At 31.3% G+C, this 15,441-nt stretch carries 16 protein-coding genes; 3 read left to right on the forward strand and 13 right to left on the reverse strand.

Annotation, left to right across the window (positions count from 1 at the left end):
- Positions 1-116 precede the first annotated feature (116 nt).
- Genes ACTTAO_RS00760 through ACTTAO_RS00780 form a run of 5 tightly spaced genes read right to left on the reverse strand, consistent with a single transcriptional unit; the run spans position 117 to position 4,754 of the window.
- Positions 117-1,019 carry an ROK family protein gene (locus tag ACTTAO_RS00760; protein WP_440690391.1) on the reverse strand — a complete coding sequence of 301 codons (903 nt, stop codon included), beginning with the start codon at positions 1,017-1,019 and terminating at the stop codon, positions 117-119.
- Positions 1,020-1,024: 5 nt separating this feature from the next.
- Positions 1,025-1,774: an SDR family NAD(P)-dependent oxidoreductase gene (locus ACTTAO_RS00765; RefSeq protein ID WP_440690393.1), complete on the reverse strand. Its 750-nt coding sequence runs from the start codon at positions 1,772-1,774 to the stop codon at positions 1,025-1,027.
- A 2-nt stretch (positions 1,775-1,776) separates the two neighbouring features.
- A complete protein-coding gene (locus ACTTAO_RS00770) occupies positions 1,777-3,249 on the reverse strand; it encodes a tripartite tricarboxylate transporter permease (protein ID WP_440635000.1) in 1,473 nt (490 codons plus the stop codon).
- Positions 3,250-3,756 carry a tripartite tricarboxylate transporter TctB family protein gene (locus ACTTAO_RS00775; protein ID WP_440651198.1) on the reverse strand — a complete coding sequence of 169 codons (507 nt, stop codon included), beginning with the start codon at positions 3,754-3,756 and terminating at the stop codon, positions 3,250-3,252.
- A 23-nt stretch (positions 3,757-3,779) separates the two neighbouring features.
- Complete coding sequence (locus tag ACTTAO_RS00780; RefSeq protein ID WP_440614563.1) at positions 3,780-4,754, reverse strand: Bug family tripartite tricarboxylate transporter substrate binding protein; 975 nt, start codon at positions 4,752-4,754, stop codon at positions 3,780-3,782.
- An 89-nt stretch (positions 4,755-4,843) separates the two neighbouring features.
- Between ACTTAO_RS00780 and ACTTAO_RS00785 the strand changes: the two genes are divergently transcribed.
- Positions 4,844-5,845: a 4-hydroxythreonine-4-phosphate dehydrogenase PdxA gene (locus tag ACTTAO_RS00785; RefSeq protein ID WP_440690395.1), complete on the forward strand. Its 1,002-nt coding sequence runs from the start codon at positions 4,844-4,846 to the stop codon at positions 5,843-5,845.
- A gap of 3 nt (positions 5,846-5,848) precedes the next feature.
- On the opposite strand, the gene ACTTAO_RS00790 is transcribed toward ACTTAO_RS00785, so the two are convergent.
- From ACTTAO_RS00790 to ACTTAO_RS00800, 3 genes are read right to left on the reverse strand one after another with little or no spacing between them, the layout of a single operon-like run.
- Positions 5,849-6,610, reverse strand: a complete 762-nt coding sequence (locus ACTTAO_RS00790; RefSeq protein WP_440690397.1) for an SDR family NAD(P)-dependent oxidoreductase — start codon at positions 6,608-6,610, stop codon at positions 5,849-5,851.
- Between the two features lie 11 nt (positions 6,611-6,621).
- A complete protein-coding gene (rbsK, locus tag ACTTAO_RS00795) occupies positions 6,622-7,533 on the reverse strand; it encodes a ribokinase (RefSeq protein ID WP_440690400.1) in 912 nt (303 codons plus the stop codon).
- The gene (locus tag ACTTAO_RS00800) at positions 7,533-7,991 is read right to left on the reverse strand and encodes an RbsD/FucU family protein (protein WP_440690402.1); all 459 of its coding nucleotides are present in this window, start codon (positions 7,989-7,991) and stop codon (positions 7,533-7,535) included. The genes rbsK and ACTTAO_RS00800 overlap by 1 nt, the downstream gene beginning before the upstream one ends.
- Before the next feature lie 77 nt (positions 7,992-8,068).
- Here ACTTAO_RS00800 and xylB point away from each other — a divergent pair, with 77 nt between their 5' ends.
- Together xylB and ACTTAO_RS00810 are read left to right on the forward strand one after the other, a co-directional pair.
- Complete coding sequence (xylB, locus tag ACTTAO_RS00805; RefSeq protein WP_440690404.1) at positions 8,069-9,517, forward strand: xylulokinase; 1,449 nt, start codon at positions 8,069-8,071, stop codon at positions 9,515-9,517.
- A 10-nt stretch (positions 9,518-9,527) separates the two neighbouring features.
- Positions 9,528-10,154: an AAA family ATPase gene (locus ACTTAO_RS00810; protein ID WP_440690406.1), complete on the forward strand. Its 627-nt coding sequence runs from the start codon at positions 9,528-9,530 to the stop codon at positions 10,152-10,154.
- Positions 10,155-10,158: 4 nt separating this feature from the next.
- On the opposite strand, the gene ACTTAO_RS00815 is transcribed toward ACTTAO_RS00810, so the two are convergent.
- The 5 genes from ACTTAO_RS00815 to ACTTAO_RS00835 all read right to left on the reverse strand — a co-directional run bounded on the left by ACTTAO_RS00815 (position 10,159) and on the right by ACTTAO_RS00835 (position 15,439).
- Positions 10,159-10,923: an ATP-binding cassette domain-containing protein gene (locus ACTTAO_RS00815; RefSeq protein ID WP_440614570.1), complete on the reverse strand. Its 765-nt coding sequence runs from the start codon at positions 10,921-10,923 to the stop codon at positions 10,159-10,161.
- Entirely contained in the window at positions 10,923-12,017 is a 1,095-nt protein-coding gene (locus ACTTAO_RS00820) for an ABC transporter permease (RefSeq protein WP_440614571.1), read from the reverse strand. The genes ACTTAO_RS00815 and ACTTAO_RS00820 overlap by 1 nt, the downstream gene beginning before the upstream one ends.
- A gap of 91 nt (positions 12,018-12,108) precedes the next feature.
- The gene (locus tag ACTTAO_RS00825) at positions 12,109-13,134 is read right to left on the reverse strand and encodes a sugar ABC transporter substrate-binding protein (protein ID WP_440614572.1); all 1,026 of its coding nucleotides are present in this window, start codon (positions 13,132-13,134) and stop codon (positions 12,109-12,111) included.
- Positions 13,135-13,247: 113 nt separating this feature from the next.
- Positions 13,248-14,270 carry an NAD(P)-dependent oxidoreductase gene (locus ACTTAO_RS00830; RefSeq protein ID WP_440690408.1) on the reverse strand — a complete coding sequence of 341 codons (1,023 nt, stop codon included), beginning with the start codon at positions 14,268-14,270 and terminating at the stop codon, positions 13,248-13,250.
- Positions 14,271-14,281: 11 nt separating this feature from the next.
- The gene (locus ACTTAO_RS00835; RefSeq protein WP_440690410.1) at positions 14,282-15,439 is read right to left on the reverse strand and encodes a Gfo/Idh/MocA family protein; all 1,158 of its coding nucleotides are present in this window, start codon (positions 15,437-15,439) and stop codon (positions 14,282-14,284) included.
- Positions 15,440-15,441 lie beyond the last annotated feature (2 nt).

Genomic DNA, 15,441 nt, shown 5'->3' on the forward strand with positions numbered 1-15,441 from the left:
GTAAAGATCATAACAAAAAATATAAATACAACTTTTAATTGATTTTTTTTTTTTAAATTTTTTTCGCTTCTTTGCTTGTATTTAAAATTTAGAATTTTTCTAATTTATATTTAAATCTAATATGTCGCGCTTCTTCCTAATCTTGCAGCACCTCTAACACCACTAGCATCACCATATCTTGGTTTTAAAAAAACACCTTCGTATTCTCTGCCAATTACAAATTTTCTTACCAGTGAATCTATTTCATGTAGGAAATCAATTTCGTTTGAAACTCCACCTCCAAAAACAAAAGCATCTGGATCTAAAATATTTATTATACTTGAAAGTGACATTGCTAAATTTACTTTAAAATCATCTATAAATCTTTCTGCGTCCAAATCATGTTTTCTATTTAATTCAAAAATTTCATTTGTTTTTAAACTTCTTCCATAAAGTTTTTTAAATCTTTTAGCCAAACTTAATCCAGATAAAAAACTCTCAATCTCTGCTTCTCTTGGATTGCTCGAGTCGAAATTTTCTTTCTTTGCAGCGAAATAGGGAATTTGATTATGACCCCACTCTCCGGCAACACCATTAGGACCACTTACTATTTTTTTATCAATTACTAAACCACCCCCAACTCCAGATCCTAAAATAATTCCATAAACAATCTTGTAGTGTTTCCCTGCTCCATCTATCGCTTCTGATAAAGCAAAACAATTTGCGTCATTTTCACAAAACACTTCTTTTCCAAGTGCTTTACGTAGATCATTTTGAAAAGGTTTTTTTTCTAACCAACTGATGTTGGGAACGTTTTTAACCAACCCTGTTTGAGGAGAGTGAACTCCTGGATGACAAACTCCAATTGGAAGTTCTTGGCTAAACTCTTCTTCTAATTTTTTATGAATGTCTCTTATTGCGGTAATAATTTGAGTATAATTTTTTGGACATGCTATTCTTGATCTGTGTTTTTCTTGTCCATCTTTTTCAAGTACAACACTCTCTATCTTTGTTGCACCAACGTCTATACCTACTTGCATAATTATTAGTAGGTTGCTCTACCACCGCTTAGATCAAATACTGCAGCTGTTGAGAAAGAGTTTTCTTCGCTTGATAACCAAGCAACTAAAGAAGCTAATTCCTCTACCTTAGCAAATTTATTTCTTGGTATTTTTGAAAGCATATAATTTATATGCTCTTCAGTCATTTGATCAAAAATTCTAGTTTTTGCTGCAGCTGGAGTAACACAATTTACTGCAATATTTTTTTGGGCAAGTTCTTTACCTAAAGATTTAGTTAAACCTATAACTCCTGCTTTTGAAGTGCTGTAAGCACTTGCATTTGGATTTCCTTCCTTACCTGCAATAGATGCAATATTAACAATTCTTCCATAGTCATTCTTAACCATAAATGGAACAACTGCTTTACAACAATAAAAGACTGCATTTAAATTTAAATTAATTACTTTGTTCCACTCTTCTATAGGGTATTCTGCAACAGTAGTATTCATACCTGCTACACCTGCATTATTAATAAAGATATCGATCTTACCATGAGATTTTTCAACTTCAGATAATTTTGAATTAATTGTTTCATAGTTGCTCACATCAACTATTTGATAAGTTAAATTTTCAGAATTTACTTTTTCTAATGCTTTTTTGGCTTCACCTTCATCTATATCCCAAATTACTACTTTAGCACCAGACGCGATAAATCTTTCAGTGATAGCTAATCCAAATCCTTGGGCTCCACCTGTTACAATTGCCACTCTGTTATTTAAATCAAATTTAATCATCTTTATTTTTTAATTTTTTTTGCTCTTATTAAAGGAAAAGCTAAAGCAATTAAAGATAAAATAAAGAATGTTAAAGCTATTGGTCTTGTGAAAAACATTAACCAATTTCCATCAAATATAACTAGAGATTGTCTTAAGGTACCTTCTACTAATTCACCTAAAATTAACCCAATGATCACAGGTACAACTGAGAAACCATATCTTCTCATAAAAAAACCAAGTACACCGAAAAATAGCATTATCCAAACGTCAATTATAGATTGATTCAATGAATAGGTTCCACAAACTGAAACTGCAAAAATCATCGGCCATAGAATTTTATTAGGTACCAATGTTATTCTTGCAAAAATTTTTGCACCAAAAAAACCAAATATAAAGAACAAAACATTAGCAATTAACATTGCGCCAAAAATTCCATATAAAAAATCAGGTTGTTCTCTAAATAAATCAGGTCCAGGTCTAACCCCATGTATAATTAAACCAGTTAAAATTACAGCTGTTGTTGCACTACCAGGAATTCCTAGTGCAAGAGTTGGAACCATCGCCCCACCAGTTGCTGCATTGTTTGCAGCTTCAGCACCAGCAATACCTTCAATAGATCCTTTTCCAAATTCCTCAGGTTTTTTTGAAAATCTTTTTGCTTCTGAGTATCCAATTAATGAAGCAACTGTTCCACCTTCTGCAGGCAATACTCCAATGAAAGAACCAATACCACTTGATCTTAAAATTGTTTTCCAAGTTTTTTTATAATCATCTTTGCTTGGAAGTTTAATTGCTTTTAAAGCTATTCTGTTGAATACCTGATTAATTAAAGTTGATTGGGTTAACATCTCACTCATTGCAAATAAACCAACCACTACTGGTATAAAACCAATCCCTTCAGTTAACTCGTTAATTCCAAAAGTAAAACGATCAATTGATGTCATAAAATCTTTACCAACCGTTGAAATTAAAATTCCAAATGCACCTGCAATCAAATTCTTAATAGGGCTCCCTTCTCCAATTGATGCAAGCATCGTTAAACCAAAGATCGCTAATGCAAAATATTCTGGTTGACCAAATTCATATGCAAGCTGAGCCAATATAGGTGCAAAAAAGACAAGTATTACAACACTAAAAATACCTCCAACTGTACTTGAAACAGTAGCCATTCCTAACGCTCTTCCAGCTTCTCCTTTTTGTGCCAAAGGATAACCATCTAAACAAGTTGCTGCAGCAGCTGGGGTTCCAGGTGTATTAATTAAAACTGCTGTTATCGCACCGCCATAAGTACCTGCACAATAAATAGAAGTTAACAATACAATTGCTGACAATGGATCAAGTGTCATTGTAAAAGGTAAAATTAATGCACCGCCAGTTGTCGGACCTAAACCAGGTAACACTCCTAAAATTAATCCAAACAAAGTTCCAAAAAATAAAACTAATAATAGCTTTGAGCTAAACAAAGGAGCCATCATTAATAATAAATTATCCATCTAGCTATAATAAATGTTAGTTATAATTCCAGGTGGAAATCTTAGACCTAAAATTGTTTCAAAGAAAATAAAGACAATCACAGGAAATATAATTCCAACAAGTAATAAATAAAATATTCTTTTCTCTCCCCAACAATAAGAAACAAAAATAGATAAAACTGAAATTGCTAAAAAGAAATCTAAAGTTTTTGAAATTACTAAAAAAATCACAAAACTTGAAAGTGTTAAAAAGAATGATTTAGGTAATTTTTTTTGAACCTTCCAAGGATTTTTGGTTGCTAAATAATAGATCAATAAAGTCATAACTATTATTAAAACCAAAAGTGCTTTTGGAAATGTTGCAGGTTGTATTCCTCTATTTAAAATTGGAGGAACAATATCAAAGGTAAAAGTAGTGATTAATAATGCTACAGATATAAAAATAATTACAAAAGAGACTTTAAATTCATCTCTAAAAAAAAAGGGCAAACTTTTGTTTGCCCTTTTTTGTTTTTGTACATTCTTCATTTGCAAATGTACTTTTAATTAGATTAGTTAATGTAACCTAAAGCTTTTAGCTGAGCAGTCATTTCAGCAAGCATTTCTTCCATTTGCTTACCCCACTCGTCAGCACCAACTACACTAGTGTCATCAAGACCAATTTCAGTTAAGAAATTTTTGTAATAGTTGTGGCTCATAGCTTTCATCATTCCAGCTTCTAGTTGTTTAACTCTCTCTGCTGGAGCACCTTTTTTAGTTACGAAACCTCTAACAGTAGATAAAGAAACAGGAATTCCTAATTCTTTAGCTGTTGGAGAGTCTCCAATTTTAGCCATTCTATTATTTGCTAAAACAACTGATACACAAAGTTTACCTTCGTTGATTTCAGTTAATGCTTCACCTAAATTTAAAACACCTACATCGATATCACCTTTGATTAGGTTTGTTTTAATTGGTGCTACACCTTTGTAAGCAACAATAGTTGGATCTGTTAATCCACCTTTTTTAGTAAATGCAATTGCACTAACATCATCAATACCACCAGTGTGTGTTGTTCCATATTTTAGTGATTTTGATTTTTGTGCGCTAATGAATTTTTTGGCATCTTTAATTTCATTGTTACAGTTAACAACAAATAATTGAGGATCATCTGTACCTCTTGCTAATGGCTGCATATCGCTTAATTTTACTTTAGTTTTTCCTAAAGCCATTGATACTGCGTGTCCAGTAGTCCAAGTTAAAGTGTGGTTTCCATCTGCAGGTAAAGACATCATGTAATCCATAGATGCTGCTCCACCACCACCTTTTTTATTAACTAACTGCATATCTTGTTTAAGAACTCTTCTTGCTCTTAATAACATCATTCTAGTAGTAACATCAGTTCCACCACCAAAACCAGCGTGAGTAATTGCTTGTATTGGATGTCCATCAGCTTTTGCAGATGTGATCATTAATGGAAGAGCTACAACAAAAAATTCAGTTACTAAAAAAGCAGCTGCTAAAAATAGTTTAAAGCTTTTTTTCATTATTTCCCTCTTTAGTTTATTTAGTTTTTATATATATAAGTTATATATAAATATATAATCATATTTTAATACAACACGTAAAGTAAAAAATGAGTGAAACAAAAGCTAACATCGCACTTCTACTTGGTGATCCAGCAGGAATAGGACCTGAACTTATTTCAAAATTATTAAGTGAAGAAATAACTAACAAAGCAAATATTGTTGTTATTGGTGAAAAACAAATACTTGAGAGTGGAAATAATGTAACTGGTAATTCTCACCATCTTGAAGTCGTAGAAAGTTTTGAACAAGTTAATTTTAATAAATCAAACAGATTTTTATTAGATATATCTAAAGGAAAAAACCATAATTATAAAATAGCTGAACCTTCAAAAGAATCAGGCGAAAGCGTTTTGGAGGCTTTAGATTTAGCATTAACTCTTGCTAAAGAAAAAAAAATTGATGCAATCAATTTTGCTCCAATGAATAAAACAAGTTTGAAACTTGGAGGAAATACCCACTCAGATGAATTGCAATTGATGGCAGAAAAATTAGATGTAAAAAGTTTTTGTTGTGAATTTAATGTTATAGATAATTTTTGGACTGCAAGAGTAACCTCTCACATTCCAATTAAAGAAGTTGCTCAACACATCACAAAAGAAAATATCTTAAAGCCTATTAAATTAATTAATGAAGTTATGGAATTGAATGGCGTAAAAAATCCTAGAATAGCTGTTCAAGCACTTAATCCACATGCAGAATTTGGTACTGAAGAAAAAGATGAAATTATTCCAGCAATAGAAGAAGCAAAAAAACTTGGATTTAATACAGATGGTCCGTTACCATGTGATACATCTTTTGTGGTTGCTTATAAAAATAAAAATCATGATTGTATGGTTGGAATGTATCATGATGCACTTCAGTCTGGACTTAAAGCATTTGGTTTTGATAGAGGAGTTACGGTTCAAGGTGGGTTAACAGTTCCTGTAACAACTACTGCACATGGATCTGCGTTTGCAATTGCTGGTAAAAATGAAGCTAACTTAGCTCCAATTTTAAACTCATTTAAAATTGCATTATCAATGGCTGAAAATAAAAAGAAGTTAAGCTAAGCTTTAAATTAAACCAGCGTCTACCGTAAAATTTTGTTTAGTACATCCAGATGAAACATCTGATGCTAAATATAAAACCATCCTTGAGACATCCTCAGGTAATACTTGTTTTTTAAGACACTGTTTATCTAAAATTTCTTTTTTAAATTTTGGATTTAACCATAATTTTGACTGTCTTTTAGTTGCAACTGAACCAGGTGCAATGGAGTTTATTCTAATATTGTGTTGTCCTAAATCTCTAGCTAGTGATTTAGTTAAACCATAGATTGCAGCTTTTGCAGTACTATATGCTGGAAACATTACAGCCCCTCTAATCCAACTAACCGAGCCTAAATTTATTATTGATCCACCTTTATTTTTAATCATACTTTTTTTTACCGCTTGAGTAGCAAAAAAATAATGCCTCAAATTTATTGCCATTCTGTCGTCCCAGTATTTTTCAGTAACTTCTTCAAGAGTATGTCTTTGATCATTAGATGCATTGTTTACTAAAATATCAATTGCTCCTTTTTTTTTAATAATACCTTGGATTAAAGTTTTGTATTTTTTTATATTTTTAATGTTGCAGATATGAAACGTAGGTATTTTATGTTTTTTCCTCTTAATTTTTGAAATTAATTTTTGAGCTTCTTTTTTATCTATATCAAAAAAATAGACCTCAACACCTTGTTCGCAAAGATGTTCAACAATTGATGCGCCGATACCAGATGCTCCGCCCGAAACTAAAGCACGTTTTCCTTTCAAATCAAAATATTCTACTTTCATTTTTATTTTACTTAATAATTTTCTACTTCTTGAAGTAATGGCATTGATGCTGCTGCACCTAATTTTGTTGTTGATATTCCTGCTACTTTATTTGCAAATACTAATGCATCTTTATTTTTTAGGTCATTAGATAATCCAACAACAAAAGCACCATTAAAAGCATCTCCCGCACCAGTAGTATCTACAACATTATTTTTTAATTTACATGCCTCAACAAAATAATCTTCTTTTCCATTAGAATAATAAACACCCTTCTCTCCTAATGTAATTATAATATTTTTAACTCCTTTTTTTAAAAACTGTTTAGCAGCTTCTTTAATATCATTTTCTGATTTTATTTTTTTATTTAAATAAAATTCTGCTTCTGTTTCATTTGGAGTAAAATAATCAATTAATTTAAAGTACTCCTCTTTTATTTTTCTTGCAGGTGCTGGATTTAAAATTGTAACACAATTATTTTCTTTAGCTTTACTTAAAGCATAAAGTGTCACTTGCTCAGGAGTTTCTAATTGAGTAAGAAAAATTTTTGAATTTTTTATAGTGTTTAGATTTTGATCTATATCTTCATTATTTAAGTGAGCTGCTGCCCCAGCAACAACATTAATTGCATTATGACCTTTTTCATCAATCATGATACCCGCAACTCCCGTGGAAAGATTTTTATCTTGGATAATTGAATTTATATTTATTTGAGCCTTTTTATATAATTTTAATGCCATATCGGCATGACTATCCTGGCCAATTTTTGTTATAAAATGTACATCACCCTTTAATCTTGCGGCTGCAATTGCTTGATTAGAGCCTTTACCTCCAGGTCCAACAATATGATTTTTTCCTAAAACTGTTTGACCCTTAACTGGAATTGTCTCACCAAAAAAGCAAAGATCAGCAACAAAAACTCCAAATACACAAATTGAATTCATTATTTTTCAAGAACCCACACATCGCCATTGGGTTTAACTACACCTTTTGTAAAAATAAAACAGCCAAATGGTCTTGTTTCATTGGTAGTTATAATTGCGTAAGCATTTTTTGTCTCTTTATAAAAATTGTTTCTTTCTATAGATCCTATTTTCCAATAATCTCCAGATACTTTTTTTGTTGTATCTATAAGTTCTTTATGGACATCATTTAATTGATTTGGTTTTCCATCAATTTCCATTCTCAAAATTGGATATTCTATAAAACTATCTAAGGGAAAAACTGAAAGAATAGCTTCTGCCGCTCTTGAAGCGTTTACACCATCAATTCGATAAACTCTTTTATTCAAAGAATATGCTGGAAAATTTGAGTCACAAAGTATTAGCTTATCACCATGTCCCATACTGCGTAAGCAGTGTAAAACATCGGGGCTTAGTATTGGATCAATTTTAATTAACATATCCTTATACAACTAAATTAATTTCAATAATTCAATAAATTAATTCAATTACAATAATTAAAATATATAATCATAGAATGTATTTAGGTATCGATCTTGGAACAACATTAATGAAATGTGTTGTTATTGGAGACAATCAAGAAATAATTTGCAAAACCTCTAGCAAAAATATTCCATTATCTAATTTAAAAAGTGGGTGGTCAGAACAAGATCCTAAATCATGGATCATTGCCCTCAATTACTGCATCAAAAAATTAAAAAGAGAAATTAATTTAAAAAATATCAAGTCAATCTCATTTTCTGGGCATATGCATGGTGCTACATGTCTTGATAAAAATTACGATGTGATAAGAAATTGTATTTTATGGAATGATACTCGAAGTCACAATGAGTGTAATGATATAATGAATGACAAAAATGTTTTAAATATTTCAGGAAATATTGCAATGCCTGGATTTACATCGCCCAAAATTTTATGGCTTAAAAATAATGAATTAAAAAATTTTAAATCAATTCACAAATGTTTACTACCTAAAGATTACTTGAGATTTTATATTACCGGAGAATTTTATAGTGACTTGTCTGATGCATCTGGAACATATTGGCTTGATGTAAAAAATAGATCCTGGTCAAAGAAATTATTACAAACTACTTTTATGAATCTTTCTCAAATGCCTATAACTTGTGAAGGGACAGATCAAACTGGAATTGTCAAAAAAGAAATCGCAGAAAAGTATGGTTTTGATTTAAAATGTAAAGTTTATGGAGGTGGAGGAGATAATGCGGCAGCAGCTGTTGGTCTAGGTCTCTATGAAGAAGGCGATGCATCAATATCTTTAGGTACATCAGGCGTAATATTTGCTTCAACAAAGAAATTTTTAAAAAACTATAATGATGCGATTCATTCATTTTGCCATTGTTTACCTAACACATGGCATTTAATGTCTGTTATGTTGTCTTGCACATCTAATATTAATTGGTTTGTTGAAACTTTTAATTCATCTATAGAGGAAATTTCACTAAATCTAAAAAAAGCAATTAAATCCAAAAATTTAATCAAAAATGCTCCGTACTATTTACCTTATTTAACTGGTGAAAGGACGCCTATAAACGACCCTCATATTCGTGCAAGTTTTAACAACGTTGATATAAGTACAACGAGATCTTCAATGATTTACAGTTTAATAGAAGGAATTTCATTTGCATTAAATGACAACTATCAAGCCCTTTCAAAAACAAAAATTAAATTAGAAAATCTTTATGTAATTGGAGGAGGTTCAAATAACGAAACTTGGATTAAAATTTTAGCATCTATTTTAAATAAAAATCTTGCAATTACAGAAACTTCAGACTCAATGGCTGCTTATGGAGCAGCAAAAATAGCTTTTTTAGGTTACAATAATCTTGATCACCAAAAAGAGCTGAAATCTCCTAAAGTGAAAAAAATTATAAAAAAAGATTCTGAACTTGCTTCTTTGCTTTCGGATAGGTTTGATAAATGGAAAAAATTTTATACTAAAACTTAAAATTATAATTATGAAAAGATTAAGCTATGAAGAACTAATCAGTGATTTAATAAAAAAATTAGATAATATAAAAAATAGATATTTGATAGCTTTAGCAGGACCCCCTGCTTCAGGGAAAACCACTGTTTCTGAAAAGATAACAAAAGATTTAAATCTAAAAGGATATCCATCAAATATTCTTCAGATGGATGCATTTCATTATGATAATGATATTTTAGAAAATAAAGGTTTATTATCAAAAAAAGGATCCTCTGAAACCTTTGATGTTATGGGTTTAAAAAATTTTTTAAACAGATTAAATGATGAAGATGAAGTTATTGTTCCAATTTTTGATCGTTCTTTAGAATTATCTAAATCATCAGCGGTTATAATTTCAAAAAAAACAAGAGTTATAATAGTTGAAGGAAATTATCTTCTTCTAAATTCTGAACCTTGGAAAAAATTACATAATTATTTTCAATCTAAAATCATAATTGATTGTGAAGAAAAAATTAGAGAAGAAAGGCTTATAAAGCGTTGGGAAAATTTTAATTTACCTAAAGAAGAAATTCATAAAAAAGTATATGAAAACGATCTCCCGAACGGATTAAATGTTTTGCAAAATAGTATTGAAGCAGACTATACTTTAATTGGTTAATTAATTAAGCTTTCGGCGGTTCTTTAGCTCCAGTCATGAATGCAACAGCATCTGACATTTCATATTTTTTGGGATCAATAACACACAATCTAGTTCCTAGTCGATGAATATGAATTCTGTCAGCTACCTCAAAGACATGAGGCATATTGTGAGAAATTAATATAATAGGAATTTTACGTGCTCTTACCTCACCTATTAACTCAAGAACCCTTCTGCTTTCTTTAACACCTAAGGCAGCTGTTGGCTCATCCATAATTACTACTTTAGTTCCAAATGATGTTGCTCTAGCTACAGCTACACCTTGTCTTTGACCTCCTGATAAAGTTTCTACTAATTGATCAATATTCTGAATTGTTAACAATCCTAGATCAGAAAGACGTTTTCTAGCTTCATCAGCCATAGCTTTTTTATCCAAAAATCTTAAAAATTTTCCTAGAAAACCTTTTTTTCTAATTTCTCTCCCCAGAAACATATTATCAGTTATTGATAAAGCTGGAGATAGAGCTAAGTTTTGATAAACGGTTTCTATACCTAGTTTTCTTGCCTCAATAGGAGAAGTAAAAGTTACATTCTCTCCATCTAAAAGTATTTCGCCACTATCAGGTATTACTGCTCCACATAAAACTTTAATTAAAGTTGATTTACCAGCGCCATTGTCTCCAATAACTCCTAACACCTCTCCAGGATAAAGCTCAAGATCTGCACTATCCAAAGCAACAACTCTTCCATATTTTTTTGATAAATTTTTTGCAACAAGAACAGGTTTCATTAATTTGATACCTTCCTAATCCATTGATCTATACCAACAGCAATAATGATCAAGCAACCAAGCGCGAACCTTTGCCATAAAACATCTAATCCAGCAATTGACAAACCAGAACTAAATACACCTACAATTAATGCTCCAAATAAAGATCCAATAATAGTTCCTCTTCCACCAAACAGTGAAGTACCACCTATTACAACTGCTGTAATAGAGTCTAGATTTCCTTCATAAAAACTTGTTGGTGAAACTGATCCGACTCTTCCTATTGAAACCCATGCTCCTATGGCAATAACCAATCCTGCAACAGCATAAATTGATACAAGCATTCTATCTGTTCTAATACCAGACAGCTCTGCAGCATCTTTATCATCTCCAATTGCATAGACATGTCTTCCCCATGCAGTCTTATTGAGCATAAACCATAAGAAAACAAATATAGCGATCATCAAGAAAGCACCGTAAGTAAATACGAAACCTCCAAGATTTATTCTTTCACCCCAAAAATGTAATAAAGGTGCATTCTCTTCAATTACTGAACTTCTTATAGATTGAGAACCAGTAAAAAAAATAACTAATGCAAAAAATATATTCCAAGTTCCAAGAGTAACAATAAATGGAGGTAATTTTAATCTTGTTACTAATAAACCATTTATAGCACCAGTCACAACTCCTGAAATCATACCTATTGCAATTGCAGGTAAAGTGGGCATCCCAAAATCAATTGAAAGTTTTCCCATAACGACTGATGCAAGAACCATCATTGCAGCAACACTTAAATCAATTCCAGCAGTTAAAATGATCAGTGTTTGTGCTGCAGCTAAAATTCCAACAATTGTTACCTGTTGAACAATCAAAGATAAATTAAATGCAGAAAAGAATTTTCCTCCAGCTATAAATCCAAAAGCAATTACGCTTAAAATTAAAATAATTACTGGAACAATAGTTGGATTACCATGTAGAAAATGTTGAAGTTTTTTTAAAAACGTTTGCTCACCAATATCAAATGTATGGTGGTCTTGAGCCTTATCACCTATATCTGATGTAAACTTTGGCTGATCTTTTAAATCTTTTGATATGTCATCAGATATTTTGCTCATGAATAAAAAATAAAATTAATAATTACAGAATTTAAAGTCAAGTTTATCAGGGCAGAAAAATTCTGCCCTGACAAAATGAAAAGTTATTGGATTATCCCCAACATCTGTCCATTCCTTCTTTAACACTTATTGAAGGAACTCCACTTGCAGCATCATCTGTAACTAAATTTACACCAGTATTAAAAAACTTTAATCCTGGAGAGTTCTCAGGTTTAGTTCCATTTTCTGCCCAAGCTTTAATAGCCTCAACACCTAAAGAAGCCATTAAAAGAGGATATTGTTGTGATGTAGCTCCAATTATACCTTTTTTAACATCAGCTACACCTGGACATCCACCATCAACAGAAGCAATTAATACACTTCCATCTGCTTTGCCCGCTGCTTTTAAAGCTTCATAAGCACCAACAGCTGCTGGTTCGTTAATTGTATAAACTACATTAATGTCTCTATCTTTCTGAAGACATTTTTCCATTGCTGTTCTTCCACCTTCTTCGTTACCATTTGTAACTTCATTACAAATGATTCTTGGATCATCTTCGTCTCCCCATCTTGAAACGTCTTTAGTATCAATACCAAATCCGTTTAAGAAACCTTGGTCTCTTAAAACACCAACAGATGGTTGACTTTCATTAAGATCTAACATTGCAATTTTTGCATTAGCAGCATTTGCTCCTAATTTTGCAGCAACCCAAGCACCACCCAGTCTACCAGCTTCAAAGTTATCAGTAGCAAAAGTAGAGTCTGCAGCTGTGATAGGTTCTAAAGGTGTATCAAGCGCAATAACTAATAGACCGTTATCTTGTGCGTTTTTTAAAACTGGAACTATTGCTTTAGTATCAGATGCAGCAATTAAAATTCCTTTTGCACCAGATGCTATACAAGTTTCAACAGCTCTTACTTGAGTTTCATGGTCACCATCAATTTTTCCAGCAAAAAATGATAATTTTACACCTAACTCATTAGCACGAGCCTCAGCACCTTCTTTCATTTTTACGAAAAATGGATTGATATCCGTCTTAGTAATCAAACAAGCTTCAATTGCAGCATTCGCTGAAGTAGTCACAAAAAATAGACCACTTAAAATCATTGAAGCGAGAGTTAACGTTAGTTTTTTCATATATATCTCCCTTTTATTTACTAAGAGTTAAATGTAATTGGAAATGATTAGCAACAAAAAAAAACGCTCACAACTAAAAGTTGAATAAATTGTCAAACAAATAATTTTTAAATTTAGTTAACATTGACAGGTTTAGAGCTTAACAATTCAACTGTTTTTAAATGTGCTTTTTTACAATATTTTGGTTTTTGATTTTTTAAAATTAAATCCATATCTTTAAGAACTATATTTCCCATGTCAAAAAAAGCCTCCTTTAATGCACCGGCTCTATGAGCTGAAAATAAAATATTTTTTACTTTTCTTATAGGATCATTTTTTCTTACAGGCTCTTCTGGAAATACATCAGTGGCGACATAAATATCTCCTTTTTTTAATCTAGTAACTAAATCTTTAAAATTAACAACTGCTGCTCTACTCATTAAAATAAATAGAGTATTTGGCTTCATTCTGTTTAACAATTTTTTATCAATTAAATTTTTATTTTCAGTTGTCACGGCTGCTAAAACATAAATTACCTCACATTTTGAAAACATATCTTTTAAATTGATCGGCTGAAATCCATATCTTTTGATCACATTTTTTGGAAGCCATGGATCATAAACAGAGATATCTTTTGTAAATGGTAAAAGCAGTGGATAAAGAGATTTTGCTAAATCACCAAACCCTAATAAACCAATTTTTTTCCCTGACAACATTGATGCTTTAAGATTACTTTCTAAGCCATATTTCTCTTTACCTTTTAGAAAATCAAAATGCGCTTCATGAATATTTCTTAATAGAGATAATGTCATTCCCAATGCTATCTCAGCTACAGGTTTAGAAAAAACAGGAGAAGTAGCAATCACATGAATACCTCTTTTATGACAATATTGATAATCAACATTGTTCATAAAATTACTTTCAACATTTATAATTGCTTTTAATTTAATTGCTTTTGATAAAAGTTTTTTATCTAGATCGGGTTGACCCATTATAAATGAAGCTTTGTGAATATTGCTTTCATAAAATTTTTTTTTGTTTTTGCTTGGGGCTACAATAAGTGTATATTTAGTTTTAAGTTCTTTTAGTTTTTTTTTTGTGAAAATTAGATCTAAAGTTCTTGGGAAAGGATCTGAAATTACAATTAATTTTTTCATAAATTAAAAAATTAATTCATAATTTTTTTTATTTCCTCTAACGTAAATGGTTTAGGTTTTTTGCAAGTAGTCTTTATTTCTTGCGGAATACCTGTTTGAGACGCTCTCATAGTTGAGTCAATAATATCTAAAACATGCAAAGAAAGTTCTCCATTACATCTGTGTTCTAAATTATTTTCAATTGCATAAGCCATCTCAGATAGACCAGCTCCTCTATAATTTGCATTTGTTGGAGATTCATTTGCTCTTGAGCTTTGACTTTTAATGTTAATTTTTCCTAAAGGCATCATTTCTGTTTTATGCTCACCCCAATTACCACCAGCAGTCACTGAAACAAAAGCTGATCCACCAAACATATTTGGATCAGGAACAATAATTGATCCTTTGTTACCATATAGCTCTATGTGGTTTCTTTGATGAGCAACCACATCAAAAGATAAAGTAATCTGTATAATGCAATCATTTTCAAATTGTATAGTTGCAAGATAAGTCGTTGGAGTTTCTACTTTAAATTTTTGACCTTTTTTTGGACCTATTCCAATTTCTCTTTCTTCAAAGACTTTTGTGCATCTTCCTTGTACTTGTTTTGCCGGACCAATTAAATTTACTAATGCTGTAAGATAATATGGACCCATATCTATTACGGGACCCCCTTCATTTTCAGCAAACCAAGGTTCTGGGTTTGGATGATAAGATTGCACTCCAGGGAAAGCAAAAATTGCATTACCTAATTTAATGTCACCAATTACACCGTTATCAATCAGTTCACGAGTTTTCTGAATACCCCCACCCAGAAAAGTGTCAGGCGCATTTCCAATATAAAGATTTTTTTCTTTAGCAAGTTCAACTAATTTTTTTCCATCTTCAAAGTTAACAGCCATGGGTTTCTCAGCATAAGAATGCTTGCCATTTTCCAAAGCCATTTTTGAAACTTCAAAATGTGCTCCAGGAATTGTAAGGTTTAATATTATTTCAATCTCTTTATCTTTAAGGAGTTCTTCAACAGTTACAGCTTCGATATTGTAATGGATTGCACACTTCTTCGCTGTTTCCATATTGATATCTGCACATTTAACAATCCTGATATTGTTAAAATACTCTTGAGCTCTAAAATAAGTCTCTGAAATATGACCGCATCCTATAAGGCCGACTTTAAATACTTTATTCATAA

It is taken from the genome of Candidatus Pelagibacter sp. HIMB1782 (assembly GCF_052047475.1).
GTDB lineage: Bacteria > Pseudomonadota > Alphaproteobacteria > Pelagibacterales > Pelagibacteraceae > Pelagibacter.

What these genes read in the sequence shown, in the direction of transcription:
- ACTTAO_RS00835 (WP_440690410.1), bottom strand. Translation starts at nt 15,439, where the DNA reads ATGAATAAAGTATTTAAAGTCGGCCTTATAGGATGCGGTCATATTTCA.
- ACTTAO_RS00825 (WP_440614572.1), bottom strand. Translation starts at nt 13,134, where the DNA reads ATGAAAAAACTAACGTTAACTCTCGCTTCAATGATTTTAAGTGGTCTA.
- ACTTAO_RS00810 (WP_440690406.1), top strand. Translation starts at nt 9,528, where the DNA reads ATGAAAAGATTAAGCTATGAAGAACTAATCAGTGATTTAATAAAAAAA.
- ACTTAO_RS00790 (WP_440690397.1), bottom strand. Translation starts at nt 6,610, where the DNA reads ATGAAAGTAGAATATTTTGATTTGAAAGGAAAACGTGCTTTAGTTTCG.
- ACTTAO_RS00770 (WP_440635000.1), bottom strand. Translation starts at nt 3,249, where the DNA reads ATGGATAATTTATTATTAATGATGGCTCCTTTGTTTAGCTCAAAGCTA.
- ACTTAO_RS00775 (WP_440651198.1), bottom strand. Translation starts at nt 3,756, where the DNA reads ATGAAGAATGTACAAAAACAAAAAAGGGCAAACAAAAGTTTGCCCTTT.
- rbsK (WP_440690400.1), bottom strand. Translation starts at nt 7,533, where the DNA reads ATGAATTCAATTTGTGTATTTGGAGTTTTTGTTGCTGATCTTTGCTTT.
- ACTTAO_RS00780 (WP_440614563.1), bottom strand. Translation starts at nt 4,754, where the DNA reads ATGAAAAAAAGCTTTAAACTATTTTTAGCAGCTGCTTTTTTAGTAACT.
- ACTTAO_RS00820 (WP_440614571.1), bottom strand. Translation starts at nt 12,017, where the DNA reads ATGAGCAAAATATCTGATGACATATCAAAAGATTTAAAAGATCAGCCA.
- ACTTAO_RS00760 (WP_440690391.1), bottom strand. Translation starts at nt 1,019, where the DNA reads ATGCAAGTAGGTATAGACGTTGGTGCAACAAAGATAGAGAGTGTTGTA.
- ACTTAO_RS00830 (WP_440690408.1), bottom strand. Translation starts at nt 14,270, where the DNA reads ATGAAAAAATTAATTGTAATTTCAGATCCTTTCCCAAGAACTTTAGAT.
- ACTTAO_RS00785 (WP_440690395.1), top strand. Translation starts at nt 4,844, where the DNA reads ATGAGTGAAACAAAAGCTAACATCGCACTTCTACTTGGTGATCCAGCA.
- ACTTAO_RS00765 (WP_440690393.1), bottom strand. Translation starts at nt 1,774, where the DNA reads ATGATTAAATTTGATTTAAATAACAGAGTGGCAATTGTAACAGGTGGA.
- xylB (WP_440690404.1), top strand. Translation starts at nt 8,069, where the DNA reads ATGTATTTAGGTATCGATCTTGGAACAACATTAATGAAATGTGTTGTT.
- ACTTAO_RS00800 (WP_440690402.1), bottom strand. Translation starts at nt 7,991, where the DNA reads ATGTTAATTAAAATTGATCCAATACTAAGCCCCGATGTTTTACACTGC.
- ACTTAO_RS00815 (WP_440614570.1), bottom strand. Translation starts at nt 10,923, where the DNA reads ATGAAACCTGTTCTTGTTGCAAAAAATTTATCAAAAAAATATGGAAGA.